The sequence below is a fragment of the Orbaceae bacterium lpD04 genome, assembly GCA_036251935.1.
Taxonomy (GTDB): Bacteria; Pseudomonadota; Gammaproteobacteria; order Enterobacterales; family Orbaceae; genus Orbus; species Orbus wheelerorum.
On the sequence record CP133967.1, the window covers coordinates 1,412,043 to 1,437,602 of the forward strand.

General features: G+C 35.4%; 25 protein-coding genes. 22 read left to right on the forward strand and 3 right to left on the reverse strand.

Annotated elements, in window-relative coordinates:
- Positions 1 to 238: 238 nt before the first annotated feature.
- The 12 genes from RHO14_06465 (at position 239) to RHO14_06520 (ending at position 13,374) form a co-directional block, all read left to right on the forward strand.
- Positions 239 to 376: a lipoprotein gene (locus RHO14_06465; protein ID WVD72445.1), complete on the forward strand. Its 138-nt coding sequence runs from the start codon at positions 239 to 241 to the stop codon at positions 374 to 376.
- Complete coding sequence (gene lysA / locus RHO14_06470; GenBank protein WVD72446.1) at positions 376 to 1,623, forward strand: diaminopimelate decarboxylase; 1,248 nt, start codon at positions 376 to 378, stop codon at positions 1,621 to 1,623. The genes RHO14_06465 and lysA overlap by 1 nt, the downstream gene beginning before the upstream one ends.
- Before the next feature lie 179 nt (positions 1,624 to 1,802).
- Positions 1,803 to 2,627 (forward strand): diaminopimelate epimerase, encoded by an 825-nt coding sequence (gene dapF, locus RHO14_06475; protein WVD72447.1) that lies wholly within the window; start codon positions 1,803 to 1,805, stop codon positions 2,625 to 2,627.
- Positions 2,628 to 2,645: 18 nt separating this feature from the next.
- Complete coding sequence (locus RHO14_06480) at positions 2,646 to 3,410, forward strand: DUF484 domain-containing protein (GenBank protein ID WVD72448.1); 765 nt, start codon at positions 2,646 to 2,648, stop codon at positions 3,408 to 3,410.
- 229 nt (positions 3,411 to 3,639) lie between these two features.
- A complete protein-coding gene (gene xerC, locus RHO14_06485; protein ID WVD72498.1) occupies positions 3,640 to 4,527 on the forward strand; it encodes a tyrosine recombinase XerC in 888 nt (295 codons plus the stop codon).
- A 2-nt stretch (positions 4,528 to 4,529) separates the two neighbouring features.
- A complete protein-coding gene (yigB, locus tag RHO14_06490) occupies positions 4,530 to 5,246 on the forward strand; it encodes a 5-amino-6-(5-phospho-D-ribitylamino)uracil phosphatase YigB (protein ID WVD72449.1) in 717 nt (238 codons plus the stop codon).
- A 137-nt stretch (positions 5,247 to 5,383) separates the two neighbouring features.
- Entirely contained in the window at positions 5,384 to 7,642 is a 2,259-nt protein-coding gene (gene uvrD, locus RHO14_06495) for a DNA helicase II (GenBank protein ID WVD72450.1), read from the forward strand.
- A 217-nt stretch (positions 7,643 to 7,859) separates the two neighbouring features.
- Positions 7,860 to 8,381: an ATP-dependent zinc protease gene (locus RHO14_06500; GenBank protein WVD72451.1), complete on the forward strand. Its 522-nt coding sequence runs from the start codon at positions 7,860 to 7,862 to the stop codon at positions 8,379 to 8,381.
- 22 nt (positions 8,382 to 8,403) lie between these two features.
- Positions 8,404 to 9,972, forward strand: coding sequence for a UUP1 family membrane protein (locus RHO14_06505; protein ID WVD72452.1), 1,569 nt, complete (start codon positions 8,404 to 8,406; stop codon positions 9,970 to 9,972).
- Between the two features lie 12 nt (positions 9,973 to 9,984).
- Positions 9,985 to 10,962: an alpha-L-glutamate ligase-like protein gene (locus RHO14_06510; GenBank protein WVD72453.1), complete on the forward strand. Its 978-nt coding sequence runs from the start codon at positions 9,985 to 9,987 to the stop codon at positions 10,960 to 10,962.
- Between the two features lie 129 nt (positions 10,963 to 11,091).
- Positions 11,092 to 12,918 (forward strand): DNA helicase RecQ, encoded by a 1,827-nt coding sequence (gene recQ / locus RHO14_06515; protein WVD72454.1) that lies wholly within the window; start codon positions 11,092 to 11,094, stop codon positions 12,916 to 12,918.
- A 192-nt stretch (positions 12,919 to 13,110) separates the two neighbouring features.
- Positions 13,111 to 13,374 carry an HPr family phosphocarrier protein gene (locus RHO14_06520; protein WVD72455.1) on the forward strand — a complete coding sequence of 88 codons (264 nt, stop codon included), beginning with the start codon at positions 13,111 to 13,113 and terminating at the stop codon, positions 13,372 to 13,374.
- A gap of 24 nt (positions 13,375 to 13,398) precedes the next feature.
- Here RHO14_06520 and RHO14_06525 read toward each other — a convergent pair whose 3' ends face one another.
- On the reverse strand, positions 13,399 to 13,860 hold the full coding sequence (locus tag RHO14_06525; GenBank protein WVD72456.1) for a hypothetical protein: 462 nt from the start codon (positions 13,858 to 13,860) through the stop codon (positions 13,399 to 13,401).
- A 239-nt stretch (positions 13,861 to 14,099) separates the two neighbouring features.
- Here RHO14_06525 and RHO14_06530 point away from each other — a divergent pair, with 239 nt between their 5' ends.
- Positions 14,100 to 15,194 (forward strand): iron-containing alcohol dehydrogenase family protein, encoded by a 1,095-nt coding sequence (locus RHO14_06530; GenBank protein ID WVD72457.1) that lies wholly within the window; start codon positions 14,100 to 14,102, stop codon positions 15,192 to 15,194.
- A 108-nt stretch (positions 15,195 to 15,302) separates the two neighbouring features.
- Here RHO14_06530 and RHO14_06535 read toward each other — a convergent pair whose 3' ends face one another.
- Entirely contained in the window at positions 15,303 to 15,701 is a 399-nt protein-coding gene (locus RHO14_06535; GenBank protein ID WVD72458.1) for a DoxX family protein, read from the reverse strand.
- A gap of 21 nt (positions 15,702 to 15,722) precedes the next feature.
- Positions 15,723 to 16,520 (reverse strand): class III extradiol ring-cleavage dioxygenase, encoded by a 798-nt coding sequence (locus tag RHO14_06540; GenBank protein WVD72459.1) that lies wholly within the window; start codon positions 16,518 to 16,520, stop codon positions 15,723 to 15,725.
- Between the two features lie 136 nt (positions 16,521 to 16,656).
- On the opposite strand from RHO14_06540, the gene RHO14_06545 reads away from it, so the two are divergent.
- The 9 genes from RHO14_06545 to RHO14_06585 all read left to right on the forward strand — a co-directional run bounded on the left by RHO14_06545 (position 16,657) and on the right by RHO14_06585 (position 25,370).
- Entirely contained in the window at positions 16,657 to 17,547 is an 891-nt protein-coding gene (locus RHO14_06545; GenBank protein ID WVD72460.1) for a LysR family transcriptional regulator, read from the forward strand.
- A 183-nt stretch (positions 17,548 to 17,730) separates the two neighbouring features.
- Complete coding sequence (rarD, locus tag RHO14_06550) at positions 17,731 to 18,621, forward strand: EamA family transporter RarD (protein ID WVD72461.1); 891 nt, start codon at positions 17,731 to 17,733, stop codon at positions 18,619 to 18,621.
- Between the two features lie 7 nt (positions 18,622 to 18,628).
- Complete coding sequence (locus RHO14_06555) at positions 18,629 to 19,603, forward strand: hypothetical protein (GenBank protein ID WVD72462.1); 975 nt, start codon at positions 18,629 to 18,631, stop codon at positions 19,601 to 19,603.
- A 68-nt stretch (positions 19,604 to 19,671) separates the two neighbouring features.
- Entirely contained in the window at positions 19,672 to 20,184 is a 513-nt protein-coding gene (locus RHO14_06560; GenBank protein ID WVD72463.1) for an STM3941 family protein, read from the forward strand.
- Entirely contained in the window at positions 20,171 to 21,505 is a 1,335-nt protein-coding gene (locus RHO14_06565; GenBank protein ID WVD72464.1) for an FAD-dependent oxidoreductase, read from the forward strand. Before RHO14_06560 ends, RHO14_06565 begins: the two co-directional genes overlap by 14 nt.
- A 218-nt stretch (positions 21,506 to 21,723) precedes the next feature.
- Entirely contained in the window at positions 21,724 to 22,674 is a 951-nt protein-coding gene (locus RHO14_06570) for a siderophore ABC transporter substrate-binding protein (protein ID WVD72465.1), read from the forward strand.
- Positions 22,675 to 23,640: an iron chelate uptake ABC transporter family permease subunit gene (locus RHO14_06575; protein WVD72466.1), complete on the forward strand. Its 966-nt coding sequence runs from the start codon at positions 22,675 to 22,677 to the stop codon at positions 23,638 to 23,640.
- A complete protein-coding gene (locus RHO14_06580; protein ID WVD72467.1) occupies positions 23,627 to 24,610 on the forward strand; it encodes an iron chelate uptake ABC transporter family permease subunit in 984 nt (327 codons plus the stop codon). Before RHO14_06575 ends, RHO14_06580 begins: the two co-directional genes overlap by 14 nt.
- Position 24,611: 1 nt before the next feature.
- Positions 24,612 to 25,370: an ABC transporter ATP-binding protein gene (locus RHO14_06585; GenBank protein WVD72468.1), complete on the forward strand. Its 759-nt coding sequence runs from the start codon at positions 24,612 to 24,614 to the stop codon at positions 25,368 to 25,370.
- Positions 25,371 to 25,560: the final 190 nt, after the last annotated feature.

Sequence of the window (25,560 nt, forward strand, 5' to 3'; positions counted from 1 at the left end):
TTCAAATCTTAATGCTTTGTTATATCAAATAATAATATTATTTGTGGTATTTATATAATATAAATTAATTATTATTTTGAACTTATCACTATTTTTACAATCTAATTGCATAATAGTAGCTAATCATTTTCAAAATAGAGTAGAATAGCTGTCAAATATGCTTTATCGCATCAAATAGTTATTTTAATTATTATTAATCAATACTGTTTATTAACAGGGTACTTATATAAGATATATTATGATGAGAATATTTCTATCAATTTTATTACTGAGTTGTTTATTAAGCGCATGTGGTTTAAAAGGACCACTTTATGCACCAGATAAACAAACGACAACCTTCATGTTTAGTTCTCCTTTATTTTATCGGGTTGCTTAATGGATTTTTTAAATTATCAAAATGGCAAATTATTTGCCCATGGTCATGCCATCGCTGATATTGCAAAGCAGTATGGTACGCCACTTTACGTTTATAGCCAAAACTATATCGAAACACAATGGATTGAATTTGATAATGCCTTAAAAGGGCGCAAACATTTAATTTGTTATGCGATTAAAGCGAACAGTAATCTTGCGATCCTAAATGCTTTAGTAAAATTAGGGTCTGGTTTTGATATTGTTTCTCAAGGTGAATTAGAGCGTACACTTAAAGCCGGCGCGGATCCTAAAAAAATTGTTTTTTCGGGGGTAGCTAAATCAACTACTGAGATTGAACGTGCTTTAGACGTTGGTATTAAATGCTTTAACGTTGAGTCAGAAGCTGAACTTTACCGTATTCAAGATGTGGCTAAACGATTAAATAAAGTGGCGCCAATTTCATTACGTATTAACCCTGATGTTGATGCCAAAACCCATCCTTATATTTCAACTGGCCTGCGTGAAAATAAATTTGGGATCAGCCATCAACTTGGCCTTGATGTTTACAAAAAAGCAGCAAAATTATCGCATATTGAGATCTGTGGTATTGATTGTCATATTGGTTCACAACTGACTGAATTATCCCCTTTTTTAGATGCAGCCGATCGCATTTTATCATTAGTTGATGAATTAAAATCCGCCGGGATCACAATTAAACATATTGATTTTGGTGGTGGCCTTGGTGTTTGTTATGATGATGAAGTGCCGCCTAAATCGTCAGATTTAGTTAATGCACTGTTAAAAAAATTAACTCACTATCCTGATATTGAGATCCTATTTGAGCCGGGTCGCTCTATTGTGGCAAATTCGGGTATCTTAATTACTAAAGTTGAATATATTAAACATCAAGATGATAATCATTTTGCTATTGTTGATGCTGGCATGAACGATTTAATTCGCCCTGCATTATACGAAGCTTGGATGCGCATTTTGCCGGCAGAGCAAGCAGGCCCAGATAAGCCAAGCTACTGTTATAATGTTGTGGGGCCAATTTGTGAATCGAGTGATGTTTTAGGTAAAGAGCGAGAACTTGCTGCACAGCAAGATGATCTACTAGTTGTATGTAGTGCAGGTGCTTATGGTTTTAGTATGGCATCAAATTACAATAGTCATCCAAGACCTGCCGAAGTTATGGTTGACGATAATACGCACCGTTTAATTCGTCAGCGTGAAACATTTGATATGTTGTGGCAAGGTGAAATAATTTAATTTATCTTACTTTATCTTCTCTAAACAAAGGCGCATCAAAGCGCCTTTGTTTTTGTATCTTTAGCTTATTTTCAATAAAATATGATAAAAGTCATGCACCAATAGCCACGTCGCTTACTCACTGCTATAATAACCTCATAAATAAAAATAATGCATTAGAATACACGAGTGACAGAAAAATGAATTTTTCCAAAATGCATGGGTTAGGTAATGATTTTATGGTCATTGATAGCATTACTCAAAATGTTCATTTATCACCAGAAACCATAAGACGGCTTGCCGATAGACATACCGGTGTTGGTTTCGACCAATTATTACTTGTTGAACCACCGTACTCCCCTGATACTGATTTCCATTACCGCATTTTTAATGCTGATGGCAGCGAAGTTGAACAATGCGGCAATGGTGCACGCTGCTTTGCTCGGTTTGTGATATTAAAAGGATTAACCAAAAAACGAGTGTTAAAAGTAAGCACTCAAAAAGGCATTATTATCTTAACGATTAACCCTAATGACACCGTTAGAGTTGATATGGGTGAACCCTGTTTTGAGCCTAACAAAGTTCCTTTTAAAGCCATCAAAGAAGAAAAAACCTATATTATTCGCGTTCAAGAACAGACCATATTATGTGGCGTTGCCTCAATGGGAAATCCGCATTGTGTAATACAAGTTGATGATGTTATGACAGCTAATGTAACAACACTTGGCCCGTTACTTGAAAGCCATGAACGATTTCCTGAAAAGGCAAATATTGGTTTTATGCAAGTTGTCGATCGTAATAATATTCGCTTGCGTGTTTTTGAGCGCGGAGCTGGGGAAACTAAGGCCTGTGGTACAGGTGCATGCGCTGCTGTTGCTGTAGGGATCCGTCAGGGATTATTAGCTGAAAAAGTGAAAGTCAATTTACCCGGCGGTGAGCTGCTGATTGAATGGCAAGGTAACTGTTTTTCATTATTTATGACCGGTAGTGCAACTCATGTTTATGATGGTTTTATTTCATTATAACTCGTAAGGAAATTAACAATGACTTTAACGCCTAAAAATGTACAATCCACTAACAAAAAAACGAGCGTACCGCGTAAAAAGTCAATAGCACACAGCAAAACTAAGAAAATATTACTCAATGATGAATTAGTTAGTGATTATTTGATTCAAAATCCTGATTTTTTTATTCGTCATGCCAAACAGATAGAAGAGATGAAAATTCCTCATCCAGTACGTGGAGTAATCTCTCTATCTGAATGGCAACTTGCCAGACAACGAAATAAAATACGGCAGTTAGAGTCTGAAATTACTCTATTAATGGAGCATGCATGCAGTAATGAACAATTATTTGAATCATTAATGCGCTTACAAAATGAATTATTATTAGCCAGTGATTTAAATGATTTACTCGCTAAACTAAACCAATGGGCAAAATCGTTAGGTTTAGTCGGTGCTTATCTCTACCTCTTTGACAACAAATGGCAGCTAAATATTCCCTCTAGTTATCGCCATTTTGCTTTATCAACAGACAAATTTGACTTTATTCGTGTCCGCCACTTACAGTACAACTATCAATATTTAGGGCAATTAAATAATACTGAACTTAATTTGTTAATTCCTGAAAAAACCTATATTGGCTCAGTCGCTTTATCATTGCTTGGTCGCTTTGGCGACTTAGGTGTGCTTGTTTTTGCTAGTCGAAACCCTAATCATTACCAAACAGGGCAAGGGACATTGTTACTAGAAAAAATCAGTGAAATGTTACCCATTTTAATTAATCGCTGGGTTATACGCAAAAATTAACTTATGTTTGCCTTATAACTAATACATTTGAATAATCACAATGAATAAAATGACTTTTCGTTATTTTTTTGTTGTAAGGTATCATTATAGTGAAAAACTAATAAAAAAACCCATTAAGGTATATAATAAGCGACAATAAGTCCGTCAATTAGGTTAATTGACCGAGTTGCAACAAGGGTTAAGGGTTATTTTGAGTACGCAGCAAACACATTTCAACTACAGCGAATTACTGACTCAACCTATTGAGCAGTTTTTGCTGTATCTTAAATCTGAAAGGCAATTAAGCCTAAACACCCAAGTCAATTATCGTCGTCAGCTTTATGCCTTAATTAAACTCGCGAGTGAAATTGAGATCTCGTGCTGGCAAAATGTTGATTCATCGGCAGTGCGGTTGATGATTGGACGCAGTAAGCGAGAAGGTTTAAATGCGAGTAGTTTGGCACTGCGTTTATCGTCGCTACGTAGTTTTTTTAACTGGATGGTTAATCAAAAACAGCTTAATGCCAACCCCGCTAAAGGGGTTTTAAACCCTAAGCAGGGACGACATCTACCTAAAAATATTAATGTTGATGATATCAATCAACTGATGGATATTAAATATAATGATCCTTTATCGGTTAGGGATCGCACGATGTTAGAGGTGATGTACGGCTCGGGCTTGCGTTTATCGGAACTGGTTAATTTAAACTGCAAAACCTTGAATTTAATTGATGGTGAAGTCCGGGTTATTGGTAAAGGGAGTAAAGAGCGTAAATTGCCGTTAGGTCGAGAGTCGATTAAATGGTTACGTCATTGGTTATCTATGCGTGATTTTTTATCACCACAAGATGATGCACTCTTTATTTCCAAATTAGGCAAACGAATTTCACCTCGAAATGTTGAAAAACGCTTTGCGCAGTGGGGCATAAAGCAAGGGCTAAGTGTGCATATTCATCCGCATAAATTGCGTCACTCCTTTGCAACGCATATGTTAGAATCTAGCGGCGATTTAAGAGCGGTGCAAGAACTACTTGGTCATGCCGATTTATCAACGACGCAAGTTTATACGCATTTAGATTTTAGCCACTTGGCTAATGTTTACGATTCAGCTCATCCTCGCGCAAAAAGGGGGAAATAGTTATGCATTTTTATCGTTCATTAAGTCCCATTAAAGCCCTGACGTTTGATCTCGATGATACACTTTACGATAATGCCCCTTTTCTTGAAAAAGCGATCGATAAAATGATGGACGCACTAAGGCAAGTTGATGGATTACAGCAGATAAAACTTGTCGAGTTCAATCAAGTTAAGCAAGATCTACTCATTGATAAACCGGAAATATATCACGATGTATTGACGTGGCGTGCTGAATCAATTCGGCGCTTTTTACATCTTAAAGGTATTAACAAGCAGCAACAAATAAACCAAATCACCGATCAAGCGATGGATACTTTTGTCTTTTGGCGTAATAAAGTGGTGGTGCCAAAGCAGTCACTTGCCACATTAGCCGCATTAGCCGAAAAATTTCCTTTAGCCGTTATCACTAACGGTAATGCCGATATTACTAAAATTGGGTTAACGCCGTATTTTAAATTTGCTTTGCGAGGCGGTGCAAATGGGCCTTCAAAGCCATTTCCTGATCTATTTAACTTGGCCGCTGATAAGCTTGCATTACCTAGCGAAAATATATTACATGTTGGTGATAATCTTCATGCCGATGTGCAAGGGGCAATTAATAGCGGTATGCAAGCATGTTGGATCAATGTCCTTGGCACTGATATTTACCATCAAAGTGAAGCCACAGTATTACCTCATATTGAAATCAAGCAATTGTCAGAATTAAATAGTTTGTTATAATGTATGTATAAAAATACAGTAACATACGATTAGCTTACATTTATCATTAATTATCGCGGTATATTTGATAGCTTTACACGAATTATTATCTATATTTACTGGTAATAATTTATAAAACCAACATTAATGTAGAAACTATGAAATCATCTTTATTAGCTGATCTTAATCAAGAGCAGCAAAATGCAGTTAGTACCGACAGTCAATATACTCTAGTTTTAGCTGGCGCTGGAAGCGGCAAAACGCGAGTACTTGTTCATCGTATTGCTTGGTTATGTTTAGAAAAACACTACCCAGCAGGCTCAATTTTTGCGGTAACATTCACAAACAAAGCCGCTGCCGAGATGCAAGAGCGAATTCAAGCATTAATTGGTGAAGGGCATTTCAACGGCATGTGGGTTGGTACATTTCATGGACTTGCGCATCGCTTACTCCGTATTTTTGCAAAACAAGCTGGCTTACCGACTAATTTTCAGTTAATTGATAACGATGATCAAAATCGCTTAATTAAACGTATTTTTAAAGAGCGTAAAATCGATGAAAAACAGTGGTCATCAAAAGAGTGTGTTGGCTTTATTTCAACCCAAAAAGAACACGGTTTAAGAGCAAAAGATATTGCAATTGATGATCCTAAAACCGCCATGTGGCAGAAAATTTATATTGATTATCAAGCGATATGTGATCGTGTCGGTTATGTCGATTTTTCGGAAATTATTTTAAGAACCTACGAATTATTAAAAAATAACCAAGAAGCATTAACTTATTGCCATCAACGTTTTAGTAATATTTTAGTCGATGAGTTTCAAGATACTAACTACATTCAATACCAACTCGTCAAGATTTTATCGGGCCATACCGCAAATGTCATGATTGTTGGTGATGATGATCAATCAATTTATAGTTGGCGCGGCGCTAATGCTGATAATTTACAGCTATTTATTAATGACTATGCAGATACTGAAATCATTCGTTTAGAGCAAAATTACCGATCGACAGGCAGTATATTGCAACTTGCTAATGCACTTATCGCAAACAATACTAACCGGCTCGGTAAAAATTTATGGACACAAAGTGACCTTGGCGAGGAAACCGCAGTATACGTTGGTTTTAACGATATTGATGAAGCCCGTTTTGTTATCGGCCAAATAAAAAAATTACATGATGATAAGGTTAAGTATCGAGATTGCGCAATATTGTATCGTAATAATGCCCAATCACGTTTACTTGAAGATACATTATTGCAAACAGGTATTGCTTACCAAATTTATGGTTCTATACGCTTTTATGAGCGCCAAGAAGTTAAATTAGCGTTAGCTTATCTTCGTTTATTACATGATCATAACAATGATAATGCACTCGAATTAGTGATTAATACCCCAACTCGTGGTATTGGTGAGGTAACATTAAATAAAATTCGCCAGCTCGCTCGCACACAAAACCAATCTATGTGGCAGACAATCATCCAAGCCATTAGCATGAAAGCTATCACACCAAGGCAAAGTTCTGGTTTAGCGCGGTTTATTGAATTAATACAATCAATTTATCAAGACGTTGCCGCTTTACCTTTTTATCAGCAGCTTGACCGGATCATTAAAGTTTCGGGTATTTATGAAATGTATGAGCAAGAAGCGGGCATAAAAGGGCAATCACGTTTAGAAAATCTAGATGAATTAGTCAGCGCCGCTGAGCAGTTTTATCAGCAGCATGATAAACAAACTAGCAAATCGCTTAATGATGACGAATTAGTTGATGTGCAAAACGCTAGCACATTAAATGTGTTAGAGTTATTCCTGTCCTATACGTCTTTGGAAGGCAAGGAAAATAAAAAGAATACCGATAGTGTACAGCTAATGACGCTGCATTCAGCGAAAGGATTAGAGTTTGATCATGTATTTATTGTTGGCTTAGAAGAAGGGCTTTTTCCAGCTCAGCGCTCAATTGCTGATCCACAAAAAATGGAAGAAGAACGCCGCCTTGCGTATGTTGGTATTACAAGAGCTAGAAAACATTTAACCTTAAGTTTATCGGAACTGCGCCGCTTATACGGTAAAGAAGAGCGCAATTTACCTTCAAGGTTTTTAGCTGAATTACCGCAAGCGTTGCTACAAGATTTGAGCTACCGCCGTAGTGCTAATTTTTCAAAATCACCATCTGGTGATGCGCTTAATGGTAATGAACAAAATAAACAATTTATAGATGAACGAAAAGCATCATTTATTAAGAGTGAATCGACGAATCAAGGTTATACTCTTGGCCGTAAAGTCGTGCACAAACGTTTTGGTGAAGGCACGATTATTAATCTTGATGGTGAGGGTGAACATCGACGAGTACAAATTGCATTTGTCAACGAAGGTATTAAATGGTTAGTGATTAAATTAGCAAATTTGGCTTTGTTATAATTGATTTTAGTCGTTAATAAAATAAATGTAAAAAACGTAAAAATAATGTTGCTATTTTATTAATTCGTTTTATTTTATACGGTGCATTTTTACAATTAATTTAACGATTAAATGATAAGACTTAATTTTTATTCTCATTGCGCTATCGATTTAGATCCTTTATTGTCTAAGTTATTGCGGTTTATCTAAACCATAATTAAAATTGGAACTATTTATTATGCGTCTTAGCATTTTTCTTTCTACTGGGTTATTTTTATTGGTGATCGGCATGTTAAATGCACAAGCAAAAAACATATTTGGTCTGTATGAAAAAGTTCAATTACCCGAAATCGGCAGCCAAGTTATTAAAGCTAAATTAGATACTGGCGCCTTAACGTCATCTTTTGGGGCAACGGATATTCACTTTTTTGAAAAAGACGGTAAAGAGTGGGTTCGTTTTAAACCACAAATTGCAGGTAAAGCACCAAAAACGATCGAAAAACCAATTGTCCGTTATAGTAAAATAAAAACTCGAAGTGATGATCTTCGTGATGATGAAGACAATTCTCATTCAAAGCGTCCTGTCGTGGTAATTAATATCTGCTTTGATGGCACATTATATCCGACTGAAGTAAATTTGACCGATCGTTCTCGATTTAATTATCCTCTTTTGCTTGGTAGTTCTGCGTTGGTACAATTTAAGGCTATTGTTGATCCTAGTGTTAAATACCAATCAAAAACGACTCAATGTAAACTTTAAGACTAAACAGGTAAATATTTATATGCGCTCTTTAACCATGCACCTAAAAATTGCGATTATTATTTTGTTTGCACTTGGTATTGCAATCATTGGTTATCAAATTTTTGTATTAAAAACCCCCTTAACTGAAAGTGAAGTCGATAATCTTTGGACCATCGATGCCAAAATTAACTTTGAAGTTAGTGGTAATAAGCCGGTGAATATTGAGTTTTATATTCCGCCTAAAAGTGGCGATTATAGCGTGTCTAATGAGTTATTTTTAGCTAGTGGTTATGGGCAAAATATTACTAGTCAGAAATTTAATCGTTTAGTTACATGGTCGGCGCGGTCAGTCTCTGGTCAGCAAACCTTATTTTATCGATTAAATTTAACGAAACGTTTTTCAGATGAAATTGAAAATAGTGAAAAAGGTGATTTATGGCGAGCACCTATTGCCGTTGCTGGTCCTGAAAAAGAAGCCGTCGAACGATTAGTTAAAGATATTCGTAGCAAATCAGCTAACGTTTCAACGTTTATAACCACAACTATCAACACCATAAATGATTCGACAAATAGCGATGTTCAGTTACTTTTAAATAATAAAAATTCACTTGAAAACAAAGTAAAAGCGATTGAATTAATCTTATCTCAAGCTTATATACCTATTCAACAAGCACATACTTTAGTCTTAAATCAATCAACAAATCAAACACCAACACTATGGATCCGCAGTTATATAGAGGCAAATAAAAGCGTTGATAACCGCGATAGTATCGTTAGTGGTGGCAATGGTAGTTGGTATTACTTTAATCCTATTAATGGCAGTGTTGGTTTACCCGCTGATCAAGTAGTATGGTGGGTTGGTAGTGGTAATATCATTAATGTTGAAAATGGCAGCAAAGTTAGAGTTAATTTTAGTTTGGATAAGAGCGAATTAACCGCCATTAACTTAGCTAAATTAACGGCAGAAGGTAGTAGCTTAACTGAATACTCTTTTTATACATTACCGATTTCAACACAACTTGCTTATCAGATCATGTTGCTGATCCCATTTGGGGTATTAATTATTTTATTATTACGCAATGTGATTGGTATAAATACATTAGGTACATTTACACCCGTCCTTGTGGCGTTAGCTTTTAGGGAAACCGGCCTTGCATTTGGGGTTGTTTTCTTCTCTATTATTGTCTTTTTTGGTTTATTGCTGCGCTCTTACTTAGAGCATTTAAAATTACAAATGTTACCAAGATTATCAATAGTATTAACATTTGTGGTGCTATTAATCATTTTTGTTGGTTTATTTAGCCATAAACTTGGCTTTGAACAGGGATTATCGATATCACTTTTCCCTATGGTTATTTTAACCATGACCATAGAGCGCTTATCGATAACTTGGGAAGAGCGAGGCGCTAATTTTGCCTTAAAAGTTGCGATAGGCACGTTGATAACCGCTTCAATTGCTTATATGGTAATGGGATATCAACCGCTGATTTATTTAGTCTTTACTTTCCCGGCTATTTTATTGTTATTGATTGCCTTTATGCTCGCAATGGGGCGTTACCGTGGTTATCGATTACTTGAGCTATTTCGTTTTAAAGCAATGCTAAAATAGTGAGCAATAAATATGATCTCATTGATTAAAACTTGGAAAAAACTAAACGAAAAAGGCATAATGGGAATTAATCAGCGTAATGCTGATTACATCTTAAAATACAATAATCGACGTAATTATCCCTTCGTTGATGATAAAATTTTAACAAAACAGCGTGCGATAGCTGCCGGAATAAGTGTGCCTGAATTATATGGTGTGATTCGTACTGAGCACGATATTTCTGAATTTGAAGAGATTGTTAAAAATCATGACGACTTTGTAATTAAACCAGCACAAGGTTCAGGTGGTGATGGTATTATCGTTATCGCAGATAGGTATGATAAAGATCGCTATAAAACGGTTTCCGGCAAATTAATGCGACATAGCGAAATCGAATACCAATTATCAAATATCATTACCGGGCTTTATTCGTTAGGTGGTATGCGTGATAGTGCGATTATTGAATATCGCGTAAAGCCTGATCCAATATTTAAGAGTATTAGCTATGAAGGTGTGCCAGATATTCGAATCATTGTATTATTAGGTTATCCTATTATGGCGATGCTAAGGCTACCCACTCGACAATCAAATGGAAAGGCTAATTTACACCAAGGTGCGATAGGGGTTGGCGTTGATTTAGCAACCGGAACAACACTTAATGGATCTTGGTTTAATGAACAAATTGTGCGTCACCCTGATACCGATAATATGGTCAGTAATATTCAATTGCCACTATGGGATAAGTTTATTCACCTAGCGACAAGTTGTTACGAATTAGTTGATCTTGGCTATATTGGTGTCGATTTAGTTTTAGACGAGACGAAAGGGCCCTTAATTTTAGAACTTAATGCGCGGCCAGGATTAAATATTCAAATCGCAAATGATGTCGGCTTAGCGAAAAGGGCTAGCGTTGTTGAGGCGCATATAGCTAAATTAAAACAAGCCAATAAAACAGAAACGGTTGAAGAGCGAATTGCTTTTTCAATTAAACACTTTTCTGTACTAGGCTAATTATATTTACCAAACAGCAATGATTATGGTGGCAAAGTGCCATCATAATCATATTTTGTGATAAAATCATACAATCGCCAGTTATATCATACCGTACCTAGCCTTTTGAAAATAAAAATTAGAGTAAATATGTCAATAGCAGAACAAGCCAACGAAATTCTTCACTCTGTTTTTGGATACAAGTCATTCCGAAATCAACAGTTACCAATAATTGAATCAGTGATTCGTGGTGAAGATAATGTGGTCATTATTCCAACCGGCGGCGGAAAATCCCTTTGTTATCAAATTCCGGCATTAATATTACCGGGTACGACAGTTGTTATTTCCCCTCTGATTGCGTTAATGAAAGATCAAGTCGATCAATTGCTGGCTTATGGCATAAAAGCAGCATATTTAAACGGTTCACAGTCACCACAAGAGCAGCAATTTGTTGCTAATTTATATATCCAAGGCGAGATAAAACTGCTCTATATTGCCCCTGAACGATTGGCAACTTCGACATTTATCAATATGCTCAAATCCGTTGCGCCATCATTGATAGCTATTGATGAAGCTCACTGTATTTCGCAGTGGGGTCATGATTTTAGGCCAGAATACTTACAAATTGGCCAGCTTAAAGCGAAATTTTCGGCGGTGCCAATTATTGCGTTAACCGCTACCGCTGACGACGTTACGCGTAAAGATATTATTGAGCGACTTAATCTTGATAAGCCACAAGTTCGACTAACTAGCTTTGACCGACCAAATATACGTTACACGGTAGTTGAAAGGCTTAATCCTTTAGAACAAGTCTCTTCCTTTCTTACTAACCAAAAAGGTAATAGTGGCATTATCTATTGTTCAAGCCGGGCCAAGGTTGATGATATGGCCTCACGTTTAGCTAATCGAGGTTATAGCGTTGCCGCTTATCATGCGGGACTCACTACGCAAGAGCGAGCAAATGCGCAAGAGCGATTTTTAAAAGATGACGTTGCTATAATGGTTGCAACCGTTGCGTTTGGTATGGGCATTAATAAACCTAATGTTCGCTTCGTTATTCATGCTAATGCACCAAGAACGATTGAAGCCTACTATCAAGAAACCGGGCGAGCTGGCCGTGATGGATTACCCGCTGAAGCAATATTATTAAATAATGAACGTGACTTTAACTGGTATCAAACCGTTATTGCTGAAAAAGAAGAAGGATTTCATAAATCAGTTGAGCTACATAAGCTTAGCGAGATGATTGCATTTACCCAAGCGCAAACATGCCGCCGAATTGTATTACTTAACTATTTTGGAGAACACCGCGTAGAAAAATGTAACAACTGCGACGTTTGTTTATACCCGTTAGAGCATTATAACGGATTAGTTGATGCACAAAAAATTCTATCATGCGTATATCGTGTAGGTCAAAATTACGGTACACAGTATATTGTTGATGTATTACGAGGCTCAAATCGGAGTTTGATTAAAGAAAACGGTCATAATACATTATCTGTGTATGGCATTGGCAAAGAACATTCGGCTGACTATTGGACGAGTATTATACGCCAGCTTATTCACCTAGGGTATTTGAAACAAGATCCAACTTCATTTTCAGCCTTATTTTTGAGTGAAGAGGCTCGTAATGTATTACGCGGTGATATTAGCTTATCACTCGTTAAACCTCGATTAGAATTAGTAAAAAGAACACGGCAAAACCGCTATGCCAGATCGATTAATCAAACAACGATTTTATCTTACGAAGAGCGCAGTTTATTTAATAATTTAAAACGGCTAAGAAAAGAGATTGCCGATATGGATGATGTTGCACCTTATATTATTTTTAGTGATGAATCATTACTCGAAATGGTAAAAACTCAGCCTGAAAGTAAACGAGAATTATTAGGAATAACTGGCGTTGGTAAAATAAAATTAGAAAAATATGGTGAGCTTTTTCTTGATGAAATTGAAAAATTCATTACCGCTAATTAATCGTGTTAATGTAACAATAGACAGCATAGTCATCATGATAGTATAAAACCAATAATCGTTATTGATTGAAAATAACACTAAGAGTTGTGATCCGCGTTTTTATTCTGGACGAATCTAAATAAATAAGCCAAAATAGAGTAATTTTTTAAATTAATAATTGAATTTTATTGAAGCAATCTAAGGACTTTAATTATGTTAAAAGAACAAATGGTAGTAAAAAATAGCACAGGTCTTCATGCTCGCCCTGTAACTGCATTAGTTAAATTAGCAGGCCGTTACAAAAGTACTATCGAACTTATCTATAATGATAAAACAATTAAAATGAAAAGCATGATGGCATTATTAGGTGCTGGTGTTAAAGGCGGTTCAACTGTTGAAATCATTTGTGATGGTGAAGATGAGCAAGCGGCAATCGATGAAATTCGTGAGCTTTTTGCAACTGGATTTGGTGAATAATTAGTTTTCACCTACGATTTAAGGCTAAATTTGAAATGATGATTTAGCCTTAAATTTTTTAATTGTATTAATACCTAAATGATGAATGATTTCGCGTAAAATTAATAACGTTGCGATAAAATAAGGCGACGAAAAAAAGACTAATTCCTGCTTTGGCGATCCTGATATAACGTCGGCGAGCCGATTAAATAACCTCTCAACTTGTATTGAATCTATTTGATTTTCAGCTGTAAAATAATCAATCATTAAATAAACTTGCTCATTATCAGTGATGATAGTATCGACTTTTTGCCATTTTGAATAAATATCTTCAATCGCATTTTCAATCACGATAATCGCTAATTCAGTTTCATAAGGCGTTGGTAATTCATCTTTAAAATGAGTGCTTGCTAATGTTTTATAACCAACTTGCAGTGTGATTTTTTCACCCGATGCATAGGTGAATGTTGTCATATTTTCATAAAAAAACGCGTTTACGCTTGTCATATCATCTACTTTCCAAAAAGGTTAATTTTCATCTCAGTTATTAATATTATGCTACGATAAAATAGACTAAAACGCTAAGTGAGATTAAATAAATTACTATCGCTGCTTAAGTTATAAAATAAATGATTTGCAATATAAGTCAGATGACTTTACATTATTTTAAACATTATATTTTTCTAACATTAAGGTTTATTTGCCTAACCTGATAATTATAATTGAATTAAAATAGGATATAAAAAATGTTAAAGATTCAAACACCTAAAAACTACCTCCAAGAACCTGATATTTTAACTAAAATTAATTCATATGTTGCTGAGTTTGGCGATAAAGTCTACATCGTTGCAGGTGAAAAGGCTTGGGCGCAAACTCAAACTATCATTGAAAAAAGCCTTACCGATGCCAACATTCAATATCAAGTTGATTTTTATTACGGGCGATGTAATGCAGAAAAATTACAAATATTAGCTAAAAAAGCCGTTGAATTTGGTGCAAATGTGGTTATTGGCGTTGGCGGCGGTTCAATTATGGATGCCTCTAAAGCAATTAGCGAATATGCAAATCAATTACCGGTTATACAAGTGCCAACAATTGCCGCAACTTGCGCTGCATGGTCTCCATTTAGTGTCTTTTATAACTTACAAGGTGGGCATGATAAAAGCTTTGCGCTTACTCGCTTTCCTGAATGGATTTTAGTTGATAGCAATGTATTAATTAAAGCACCGGTTCGCTTCTTAAAATCAGGTATTACTGATGCTATCGCTAAATGGTATGAGTTTTCGCCTTATTTAAAAACGAGTAATGATGTTAATTTATTATTACAGCTACAAGTTGCAAAATTGACTTTAGATATTTTAGTCGAAAATAGCGATAAGGCAATTAAAGATAATATAGATGGTAAGGTGAGTGAAGCATTTAGTCATACTGTTGATGCAGCCATTGCACTTGCTGGACTTGCCAATAGTGTTCGTGATAGCTCACAGCGAAGTGGTATGGCTCATTCAATCCATGACAGTTTAACGCATGTACCTCAACTTGCATCGTGGGTTCATGGCGAAAAAGTCGGTTATGGCTTAGCGGTTCAAACTATTTTGGAATACCCAAACCCAAGTGATCGCCTACCTTTATTAAAATGGTTAGCAAGGCTTGATATCCCTTTGACGCCAGCGCAGCTTTCAACAGAAATTACCGATGAAATGTTAATTGAAATTGCTGATAGGGTAAAAGTAAAACCAAATGCTTATAAACTTTTACCGTTTGATGTCAGCCCTGAAAGCATACGAAAAGCAATGTTAGAAAGTAAATCGCTTGCTGAATTGGTTAAAAACAGCGCCTAATTATTATTTGATAACACACTAAACTATCAGGCTTGATTATTTAGTGTGTTTATGTTTCGAGATTATTGATTTTTTATCAATTAAAAAAGGGCTAATTAGCCCTTTTTATTATTTCTTAGCTAGCCTTAGCACGCTAAATCGGCCACCACCTAATAACAGTAAAGCAAGCGCCGTTAAAGCCATGAAAGCAGGGTATTCCCAGCCACCACCTGTATTACTAAATGAAAACCCATTTGGTGAGTGAATAAAGCTAATCACAATCATCTGAATAACTGCTAATAAGGCGATTAATTGCGTTAATATACCTAACAATAAAAAGAGCCCACCTCCAATTTCAAATATAATTGTTAGGTAGCCGATAATGCCAGGAATACCAAGCGATTCAAAATAACTCGCAGTACCTGCCGGGGTAAAGATCAGTAATTTAGTTAATCCATGGGCTAAATACATCGCCCCTAAGCCGATACGAAGCATTAGCGCGGCTAAATCGATACGATATTGGGTCATTTTTCTCTCCTAAGTAAAAAATTATGAATATTGTCCAAAAATATAATTGTCCATAGCTAGCGCTTGATAGGTAACGCCACCATCTAGCTCGGTAATTAACTCATCTTTATCACTACTTGCTAGCGCAATAATTAGCGGTAAAAAATGCTCCTCTGTAGGGTGGGCCTTTTTAGCATAAGGCGCGAGTTCTCGATAATTTTTCATCGCATCGATATCATGATTTTTTAGCGTATTTTCAACCCAATCAATAAATGGTTTTATATAATGTAATGGTTTCTCGTCATCATAACCGACATCGTATAAGTTATGAGTCATGCTACCCGATGTGATAATCAAAATACCGCGATTGCGTAAAATTTTCAAGCACTTACCAAAATTTATTGCCTGCGTAACATCCATTGGCCAAGCCATTGATAGTTGAATAACAGGCACATCGGCATCCGGAAATAGATACTGCAAAGGGATCCATGCACCATGATCAAGCCCGCGTTTTGGATCTAACTCTACATGAATATTGTTATAACTTAATTCACGCTGTATTTGCATTGCAATATCAGGTGCACCTTTAGCGTTATACTCTAGCTGATAAAGCTCGCTTGGAAATCCACTAAAATCATGAATAGTAGGCAAGTTTTTCGCTGCTGTAAGCATTGTTTTACCCTGCGTTATAAAATGTGCAGAGATAACCAAAATAGCGTTAATTGGTCGTTTTTTTAATTGCTTACCAAGATCCATCAATAGTGGCCCTGTTTTACCGGGTTCAATTGCTAACATGGGTGAACCATGAGTAATAAATAATACTGGTAATTTTTGTGACATAACTAACTCCTATGCTGACTCAAAAGTTAACAACAATAATATTGATTGCTAATTAATACAGTAATTATAATCATTAACATTATTGAGATAAATAGGTTAAAATATGACTTATTGTCTCTAAAAGTGGAATAATAAAGTGGATAAATCAAATAAACTATTAGAAATGACGATTTTTATTACGATTGTTGATGAAGGCAGCTTTAGTGCGGCAGCGGATAAATTACATTTATCAAAACAAGCAGTATCACGCTACCTAAATGCACTAGAAGAGCGTTTGCAAGTTAGATTATTACAGCGCACAACCCGAACGATTTCTTTAACTTATGAAGGGCAAAACTTTTACTTACAAGCTAAAAATATTATTGATTCTATTGATGAGGCTGAAGCAATTATTCACGCCAAAAAAATTGACCCTGTAGGCAGATTACGAGTGAATGTGCCAGTAAGTTTTGGGGTGTTAAACTTAGCACCACTGTGGCAAAAATTTATCAATAAATACCCCAACATTGAATTAGATATCACGCTATCTGATCGAGTAGTTAATATACTTGAAGAGGGCTATGATCTAGCGATACGCATCGGTATGCTTGAAAGTTCATCATTGATTGCTCGTAAATTGACATCAACGCGAATTATTGCTGCTGCCTCGCCACAATATCTAATGCAGCATGGTACACCAAGCCATCCTAATGAATTAAAACAGCACAATATTATTCTTTATAGTCACTGGGCTAAAGATGAGCGATGGGAGTTTTGGCAAGGTAAAACAATGCACCAAGTGCAGGTAAAAGCTAAGATATACTGTAATAATGGCGATACATGTCGAATAATAATGTTAGATCATGGCGGCATATCATTACAGCCCGATTTTATTATTGGTGATGATTTAAAGCAAGGTAGGTTAGCTCAAGTATTACCGCAATATCAGGTTGCTGATTATAATATTTATGCTGTTTATCCTAGTCGAAAATTACTTCCACTGCGAACGGAATGCCTAATTGATTTTTTATTAGAACAATTAAATTAGTTAGATTTTTTCATTAAAATGATAGCTTACAACAATATTTTAACGAATCATGGATCAACTGACAGTAAGATGGCGTTAACGACAATTAACCGCCTATAAAGCTAGATTTTAACTATCGAACAGCATAGAATGTAACGCTTATGTACATCTACTTATATAATAAAACCGAAGGCTTCAACGATTATGTCCCAATCTAAAGCATTAATGCTTGGTATTCTAGCCTATTTAATATGGGGATTATCGCCCATCTATTTTAAAAGTATTGCAAGTTTACCGGCAAGTGAGATTATTTTTCATCGGATCATTTGGTCAGCCTTTTTTTGCGCTATTTTTATCTTATTTTATAAACAGCCACAATGGTGGAAGCCATTATTTAACAATCCCAAATACTTAATTGTTCTATTTTGCACAGGGCTTATGTTATCGGCTAATTGGCTTTTGTATGTATGGGCTATAAATAATCATTATATGTTAGAGGCTAGCCTTGGCTACTATATCAATCCATTATTTTCGGTTTTACTCGGCACCATTGTGTTAAAAGAGCAAATGCGTAAAATGCAATGGTTTGCTGTTGGTTTAGCGCTAATTGGCGTACTTATTCAAATTGTCCTTATTGGTGAGTTACCATGGATATCATTACTATTAGCACTCTCTTTCGCATCGTATGGCATTATTAGAAAAGTAGTTCCTATAAATGTGTTACCAGGGATGGTAGTTGAAACTTGGATCTTAGTGCCCGTTGCATTATTATGGCTTTGGTGCAATCCAGCCTCAATGACATTAACGGATGTTTTTTGGTCTAGTCATTTAATTTGGCTCTGTATTTTAGCGGGGCCATTAACCCTCGTGCCTCTTATATTATTCAATTTGGCGGCTAAACATCTGCCTTATTCGACGATCGGTTTTTTACAATATACTTCACCAACATTAGTATTTTTATTAGCAATTTTTTATTTTCATGAAAGTTTCAGTTTAGAAAAACTCGTGACTTTTGGTTTTATTTGGTTGGCACTATGTGTGTTTAGTTTAGATACCTATTTAATGAGAAGGGGCGGCAAATTCATTGCCCGGTAACAGATATATGAAAATAACAGCTTTTTTTCGATTACCTATTGTTAGCTTTATCGCAACGTTTGCTATTTTATTTTTACAATTGGTTGATAAGTTAAATAGTATTGGTGAGCAGGCAATAAATTATCATTATTCACCCGATTTTATGCGAATTTTAGGCCTTAGCTTATTGATGTTATTAATTACATCAATATGCCTAAACCGCATTAAATTATATTTACTCACTATTCGTAATATTATTTTTATCATTGTCACGGTATCACTTGCGTTATTGCTAGGTTACTGGTCTGAAATGTATTTGTTTGATTTATTTGCCCATAGCGTTGATTTGGACAACGTGAATGGCTATAAAATTTTTGTTTTTTGGTATCCCGTTGCTAGTCGACTAGTCATGATATTACTGTTATTTTTGACTGTCGCCTTGATAAGTTATTTGGTCAAAAATTATTTAAATTGGGCTGATGAAAAAATTAATTTTAATTTGATTGATAACGATACCGCAAAAAAAATACAGATTATGTATTTAACAATTGGTTATTTAGCCGTTAATTTTATTTTTCAACGCTATTTATATATTGCTGTTTATCTATTTTCTGGTGGCGGTGATTTACCTGAATTTCATAATTTTTCATTCTATTTATCAGCAATTATGACCGCTATTTTGTTAGTGATGTTTTTATCACGCAAGCAAGGCTATAACTATCGCATTGATGCTAAAACTGTAATCAACGTTATTAGCCGGATTGTTCTTTCTCAGCTAGTTATTTCAGTTATTATTTCATTATTAACTATCTACGTAGTGCAGTGGTATTTTGTTACAACTCAGCCTACAGGTGAGATAGATCGTTATACTCACTATATTTCATTACTTTATGCCATGTTAAATAGTATTTTTGTTGTTTCAATTTTGACTTGTTTGGCGAGTTATTTTGCCGGTCGATTTTGGTTGAAAAAATATCATTATTTAGCTAAAACGGCATCTTGATCCCATGCTTTGAGACTAAATTTAGTAAGTGAATATTTATAATATAACTGATTAGATGATGGAGTAGGATGATGCAGCAAATAGCGATCCAAAAAAGTAAGACCAAAATTGCGCTAGGGCTGCTCGGCTCATTAATATTTATTGGATTGGGCTTTGTTTTTACTTTTTATCCTCCGCAAATGCGTTTATCATCCTCATATATCACCTTTATCGGTATTTTAAGCATTGTTACGTTTGGTATTTTTGCTATTTTTATAAGTAAAAAATTATTTAGTCGGGCGCAAAGCCTTATTATTAACGATCAAGGAATTATTATACCTAAAACCGGATTAATAGCATGGCAAGATATTTGCGGTTTTACAACCATTGAAATATACCGCACAAAATTAATTCGAATTGATGTCATTGATGCAGAAAAATACCTTGATAAAATGGCGAAAATCAACCAATTGTTGGCAATAAAAACACAGCAGCTATATGGATCGCCTTTTATTATCAGTTCTCATTCATTTAAATGTAAATTTAGTTATTTGGCGTCATTGTTACAAGATAAATTAAGAGAGTATCATGGCGCGCTTTGATGTTGTAATTATTGGTGCTGGCGTTAGTGGCTTATTTGCAGCCATGAAGCTTGCTACGACATCAAAACGTATTTTAGTTATCGATAGCGCAAAACCATTAAATGAGCGATTATCTTCATTAGGTCAAGATATTGCAAGTAACCAAACAAACGATCGTTACCTCGGTTTTGGCGGACTTGGTATTTCTGAAGGTAAGTATAACTTTACTAACGATTTTGGTGGTGATTTAGCCAGTAAGATCGGCAATCAAGAAAGCTTACTTTATCAACAAAAAGTCGATCAATTGTTGTGTGAGTATGGCGCTGATAAAAAGGCGCTGTATAACACGTTTGATTCTGAATTAGCAAAAAGGGCAGATCAAGTTGGTTTTAAAATTCTATCAACCAAAACCCGTCATTTAGGCACACGTTTATCTACAGCAATATTTCAAGAATTTGCGAATTATTTAAGTTCAAAAGTTGAATTTGCTTTTAATACCACCGTGTCTGATATTGATTTTTCAGCGCAACAATTATTATTAACGTTAGCTAATCAAGAAAAAATCACCACTAAAAAGGTGATTATTGCCGTCGGTCGTAGCGGACTGAATTGGTTAGAACCCATTGCTAAAAAGCTGGCATTTAATTATGAAAATACGCGTTTAGACTTAGGTTTTCGTATTGAAATGCATAATAAGCAATTAGCTTCGTTATTGCAAAAAGTTGATGAGACGAAACTGTATTTCAAAAGTGAAAACTATAGCGCGACAACCTACTGTATGAATCCAAATGGTCGAGTCATTGCGAAATATCAAGATAGCATGGTAATGCCTGATGGCCAAAACTGCAATGAAGTAGGGCACAGTGCTAACCTTAATTTCACCTTATTTATTCCGACTTGGTTTAAATTGCGCAGTGACGCTGATAACTATTTAAAGCACACAATAGCAAAGATTAATCAGCAACAAGGTATTATTGCTGCGCAAAGACTAGCGGATATCGATGCAAGGTTTCATCATCGAAAGCACCATATTGAGCCAACCTTATCAACTGCAATATTTACTAATTTATCAACAATAGCGCCAGCTAATTATTTACATGACACTTGTGATTTTTTAAGCGGCTTAGAAAAACTATTAGGCGAGCCAATTGATGGTAATACCATTTTATATGCTATGGATAGTAAATCTTATGCTCCGGTGATAAAAACCGATCAATTCTTTTTAACTCAAGTACCTAATTTATATGTTATTGGTGATTGTTCTGGCATCACCAGTTCATTATCACAAGCTGCGGCAAGTGGCTTATTGGTTGCCGATCATATAGTCAAATCATCGTCATGACATTTTTTATCGCTTTAAAACCCACTTATTTTTTGAAAAAAGATTCATTTAGTAATACTTTTTTAATCTTGTCATTAATAATCGGTTGATATGCTTATTTATTCGACAACCGAACTCACTAATTGTTAATCTTATTTTGATCATAAACAAATTTTGCTATAGTGAGCAATCAATTGATAATGAGAATAAGTCTCTTTTACAAAAATAGAGGTATTACTATGTTCGTTAAAACCGCTGCTACTGTATTTTCTTTAATTCTAGCACTTGCAATTACAGGTTGTGATAATAAAAATTCTAATACTAATGATGCTTCAGTGCAAAAAATCACGATAGAGCATGAGCAAGGAACGACAGATGTTACTGTAAATCCTCAAAAAGTGGTGGTATTTAATACCGCAACACTTGATACCATGGATGCTTTAGGTATTAAAATTACAGCCGTTCCACAAACTAGCGTTCATTTACCTGAATTTTTAAAAAAATATGAAGGTAAGGAATATATAAATGCGGGTGGGTTATTTGAGCCAGATTACGAAGCACTAAGTAACCTAAAACCCGACCTTATTATTGCAGGTGGACGGGCTAACGATGCTTATGACAAGTTAAGTGAAATCGCACCAACTATCTCTTTAGCTGTTGATAATAAAGATTTTATTAATAGTTTAACTGAGCGCACATTACAACTTGGTCAAATATTTAATAAAGAAGCTCAAGCTAAAGACTTAATCGATCAATTTAAACAAAAAATTGCAGCGGTAAAAGATAAAGCGAGTGATCAAGGTACGGCGATGATTATTATGATTAGTGGTGGCAAAATGTCGGCATATGGACCTGGCTCACGTTTTGGCTTTATCTATGATGAGTTAGGATTTAAACCTGCCACCTCTTTTACCGATACCGGTAAGCATGGCAATATTGTTAATGCAGAGCTGTTATTAAGCCTAAACCCTGATTGGTTATTTGTGCTTGACCGTGATAGCGCAATTGGAACTAGCGATGCGCAGCCAGCTAAGCAAGTATTAGATAACTCTTTAATGCATAAAACAAAGGTTTGGAACAATAATAAGATTGTTTATCTAGATTCTTCAGCGATGTATATTGCAGGCGGATTACAAACTTATAATCAATTACTTGATCAGGTTAATTTGGTACTTAGTCAAAATAATTAAATGAAATCGTCTTACTTAATTATTGCCATTATTAGTATTATAGGCTTATCTGTTATAAGCCTATTTACTGGCGTTAGTGATATTTCATTATCCTCTTTATGGGGCGATCCCCATATGCGCGATATTTTTTTTATTAGCCGGGTACCAAGGACGGTTGCATTATTATTAGCAGGTAGTGCAATGAGTGTCGCTGGGCTAATTATGCAACTATTGACTCAAAATCGCTTTGTTGAGCCATCACTTGCCGGCACAACGCAATCGGCAAGCCTTGGTTTACTTATTATTATGATTTTTGTCCCTTCAGCATCGATTGTCACTAAAATGATTGTTGCAAGCCTATTTGCGATGGCAGGTACGCTGCTGTTTATGATTATTTTACGCAAGATTGTTTTAAAGTCAGCATTAATCGTGCCGTTAGTTGGCATTATGCTTGGTAGCGTTATTAGTGCGATAACGATTTTTATCGCAATGCACTATGATTTATTGCAATCGCTTGGTGCTTGGGTTAGTGGCGGTGACTTTTCGGGTGTTATACAAGGCCGTTATGAACTTTTATGGTTAGTTGGGCTATTAACGCTGCTCGCTTGTTGGGTTGCAGATAGCTTCACTGTCGCTGGTATGGGCCGTGAATTTGCAACGAATGTTGGATTAAATTATCGCCGAATTATGTTAATTGGCTTATCTGTAATTGCTGTTGTGAGTGGTATTATCATTGTGGTTGTTGGCGCATTACCTTTTTTAGGCTTAATTGTACCAAATTTAATTAGTTTAATGATGGGCGATAATATTCGTAAAACAATTCCTTGGGTCTGTTTAATGGGCGGGGGATTAGTCTTATTATGTGACATCATCGGCCGAATTATTCGTTACCCATTTGAAATTCCAGCCAGCACTATTTTAGGTGTTATCGGTGCGGTGATTTTTCTATTCTTATTAATTAATCAGTCACGACATGCAAAAAATTAAAGAACATTCCCGTCTATCTAGCATCAAGCTATCACCTAAGCAACGTATTGGCTTATTATTGTTCCTTGTTGCGGTGATAATGACGCTTTTTATGACCATTAATTTAGGTAATAATTTACACTATATCCTAGTTCGTCGAGGTTATATTTTATTTACGATGGTGATTGTGGCTTTTGCTGCGAGTATTTCGACGGTATTATTTCAAAGTGTGACTAATAACCGAATTTTAACACCTTCGTTGATGGGCTTTGAAGCATTGTTTATTCTGATCCAAACCTTGATTGTCTTTTTTTATAGTGGCACCTCATCTTATTGGTTATTTAATATTATTAAATTCATTGGTGAGTCGTGCTTATTGGTTGCCTTTTCTGTGTTACTTTACCGTTGGCTATTCTCGTCGGTTCATTTTAATATTAACCTTATTTTAATGATTGGTATTGTACTTGGTACATTATTTCGTAGCGCAGCAACATTACTACAACGTTTGTTAGATCCCAATGAGTTTTCAGTACTACAAAGCCGTATGTTCGCAACTTTCACTAAAACAACACCTGAATTAATTTGGTTTTCTGCTTTAGTTGTCTTCTTTTTTGGTTTTATTTTATGGCGCAAACGCTATTTGTTTGATGTTTTAGCACTAGGTCGTAGCCATGCAATTAACCTTGGTGTTGACTATCGCCGCACAGTAACTACAACATTATTATTGGTTTCTATTTTGGTTGCCGTTTCAACGGCTTTAGTTGGACCACTCACATTTTTGGGCTTAATGGTTGCTAATTTAGCCTATTTACTTGCAGGTAGTTGTCAACATCGCTATATTTTACCAACGGCTTTTTTATTAGCGGTTATCGCCTTAATTGGTGGCCAATTAATTTTAGAGTATGGATTACATATGGCGGGATCGCTCTCTGTGGTGCTTGAATTTATTGGCGGTATTTTCTTTATTTATCTTGTATTAAAAAGGTTTTAATGTGATAACAATTGATAAAATCGTAAAACATTATGATGACGTGGTCATTTTAGATAACATTAGTACGACAATCCCTAAAGGCGGTATCACATCAATCATTGGGCCTAATGGTGCTGGGAAATCAACACTCTTATCAATAATTGGTCGATTATTATTTGCAGATTCGGGAACCGTTAACGTCAATGGACTTAATGTTGTTACAACAAAAAGTGCAAAGTTAGCGAAATGTTTATCTATTTTACGTCAAGAAAATCAATTTAATAGCCGTTTAACTGTTGAAGAATTAGTCGGCTTTGGTCGCTATCCTTATAGTAAAGGGCGCTTAACGATAAAAGATCACGAAAAAATAACCGAGTCTTTATCCTTTTTAAACCTTACCGATTTACGGCATCGTTTTTTAGATGAACTTTCAGGTGGGCAACGCCAGCGCGCTTATGTCGCAATGGTACTTTGCCAAGATACAGACTATGTTTTGCTTGATGAGCCGCTTAATAATTTAGATATGAAGCATGCAGTTGCGATGATGAAACAATTAAGACAAGCTGCTGATGTACTTGGTAAAACCATCATTTTGGTCATTCATGATATTAATTTTGCTTCGGCTTATTCTGATCATATTATGGCAATGAAAAATGGGATCCTTTGTTATCAGGGTAGTCCAGCAGAGCTGATGAAATCAGAAATATTAGAAGACATTTTTGATACACCTTTAGCCATTAAGCAAATTGATGATCAATTAATTGCGCTCTATTATCGTTAGTTTTAGCCTGTATTTAATATCGCTTTTTAATGTAGAGTTACTTGGCGGTATTATTTTTATTAACGACTCTTAAGCTAATATAAATTTCAGTTATTTTAGAGAACAATTTATAAATAAAAATCACTAGCCAACCTTAAAATGATATTGATAATTATTCTCATTATCATGTAGAATAATGCCTCTTTAAATT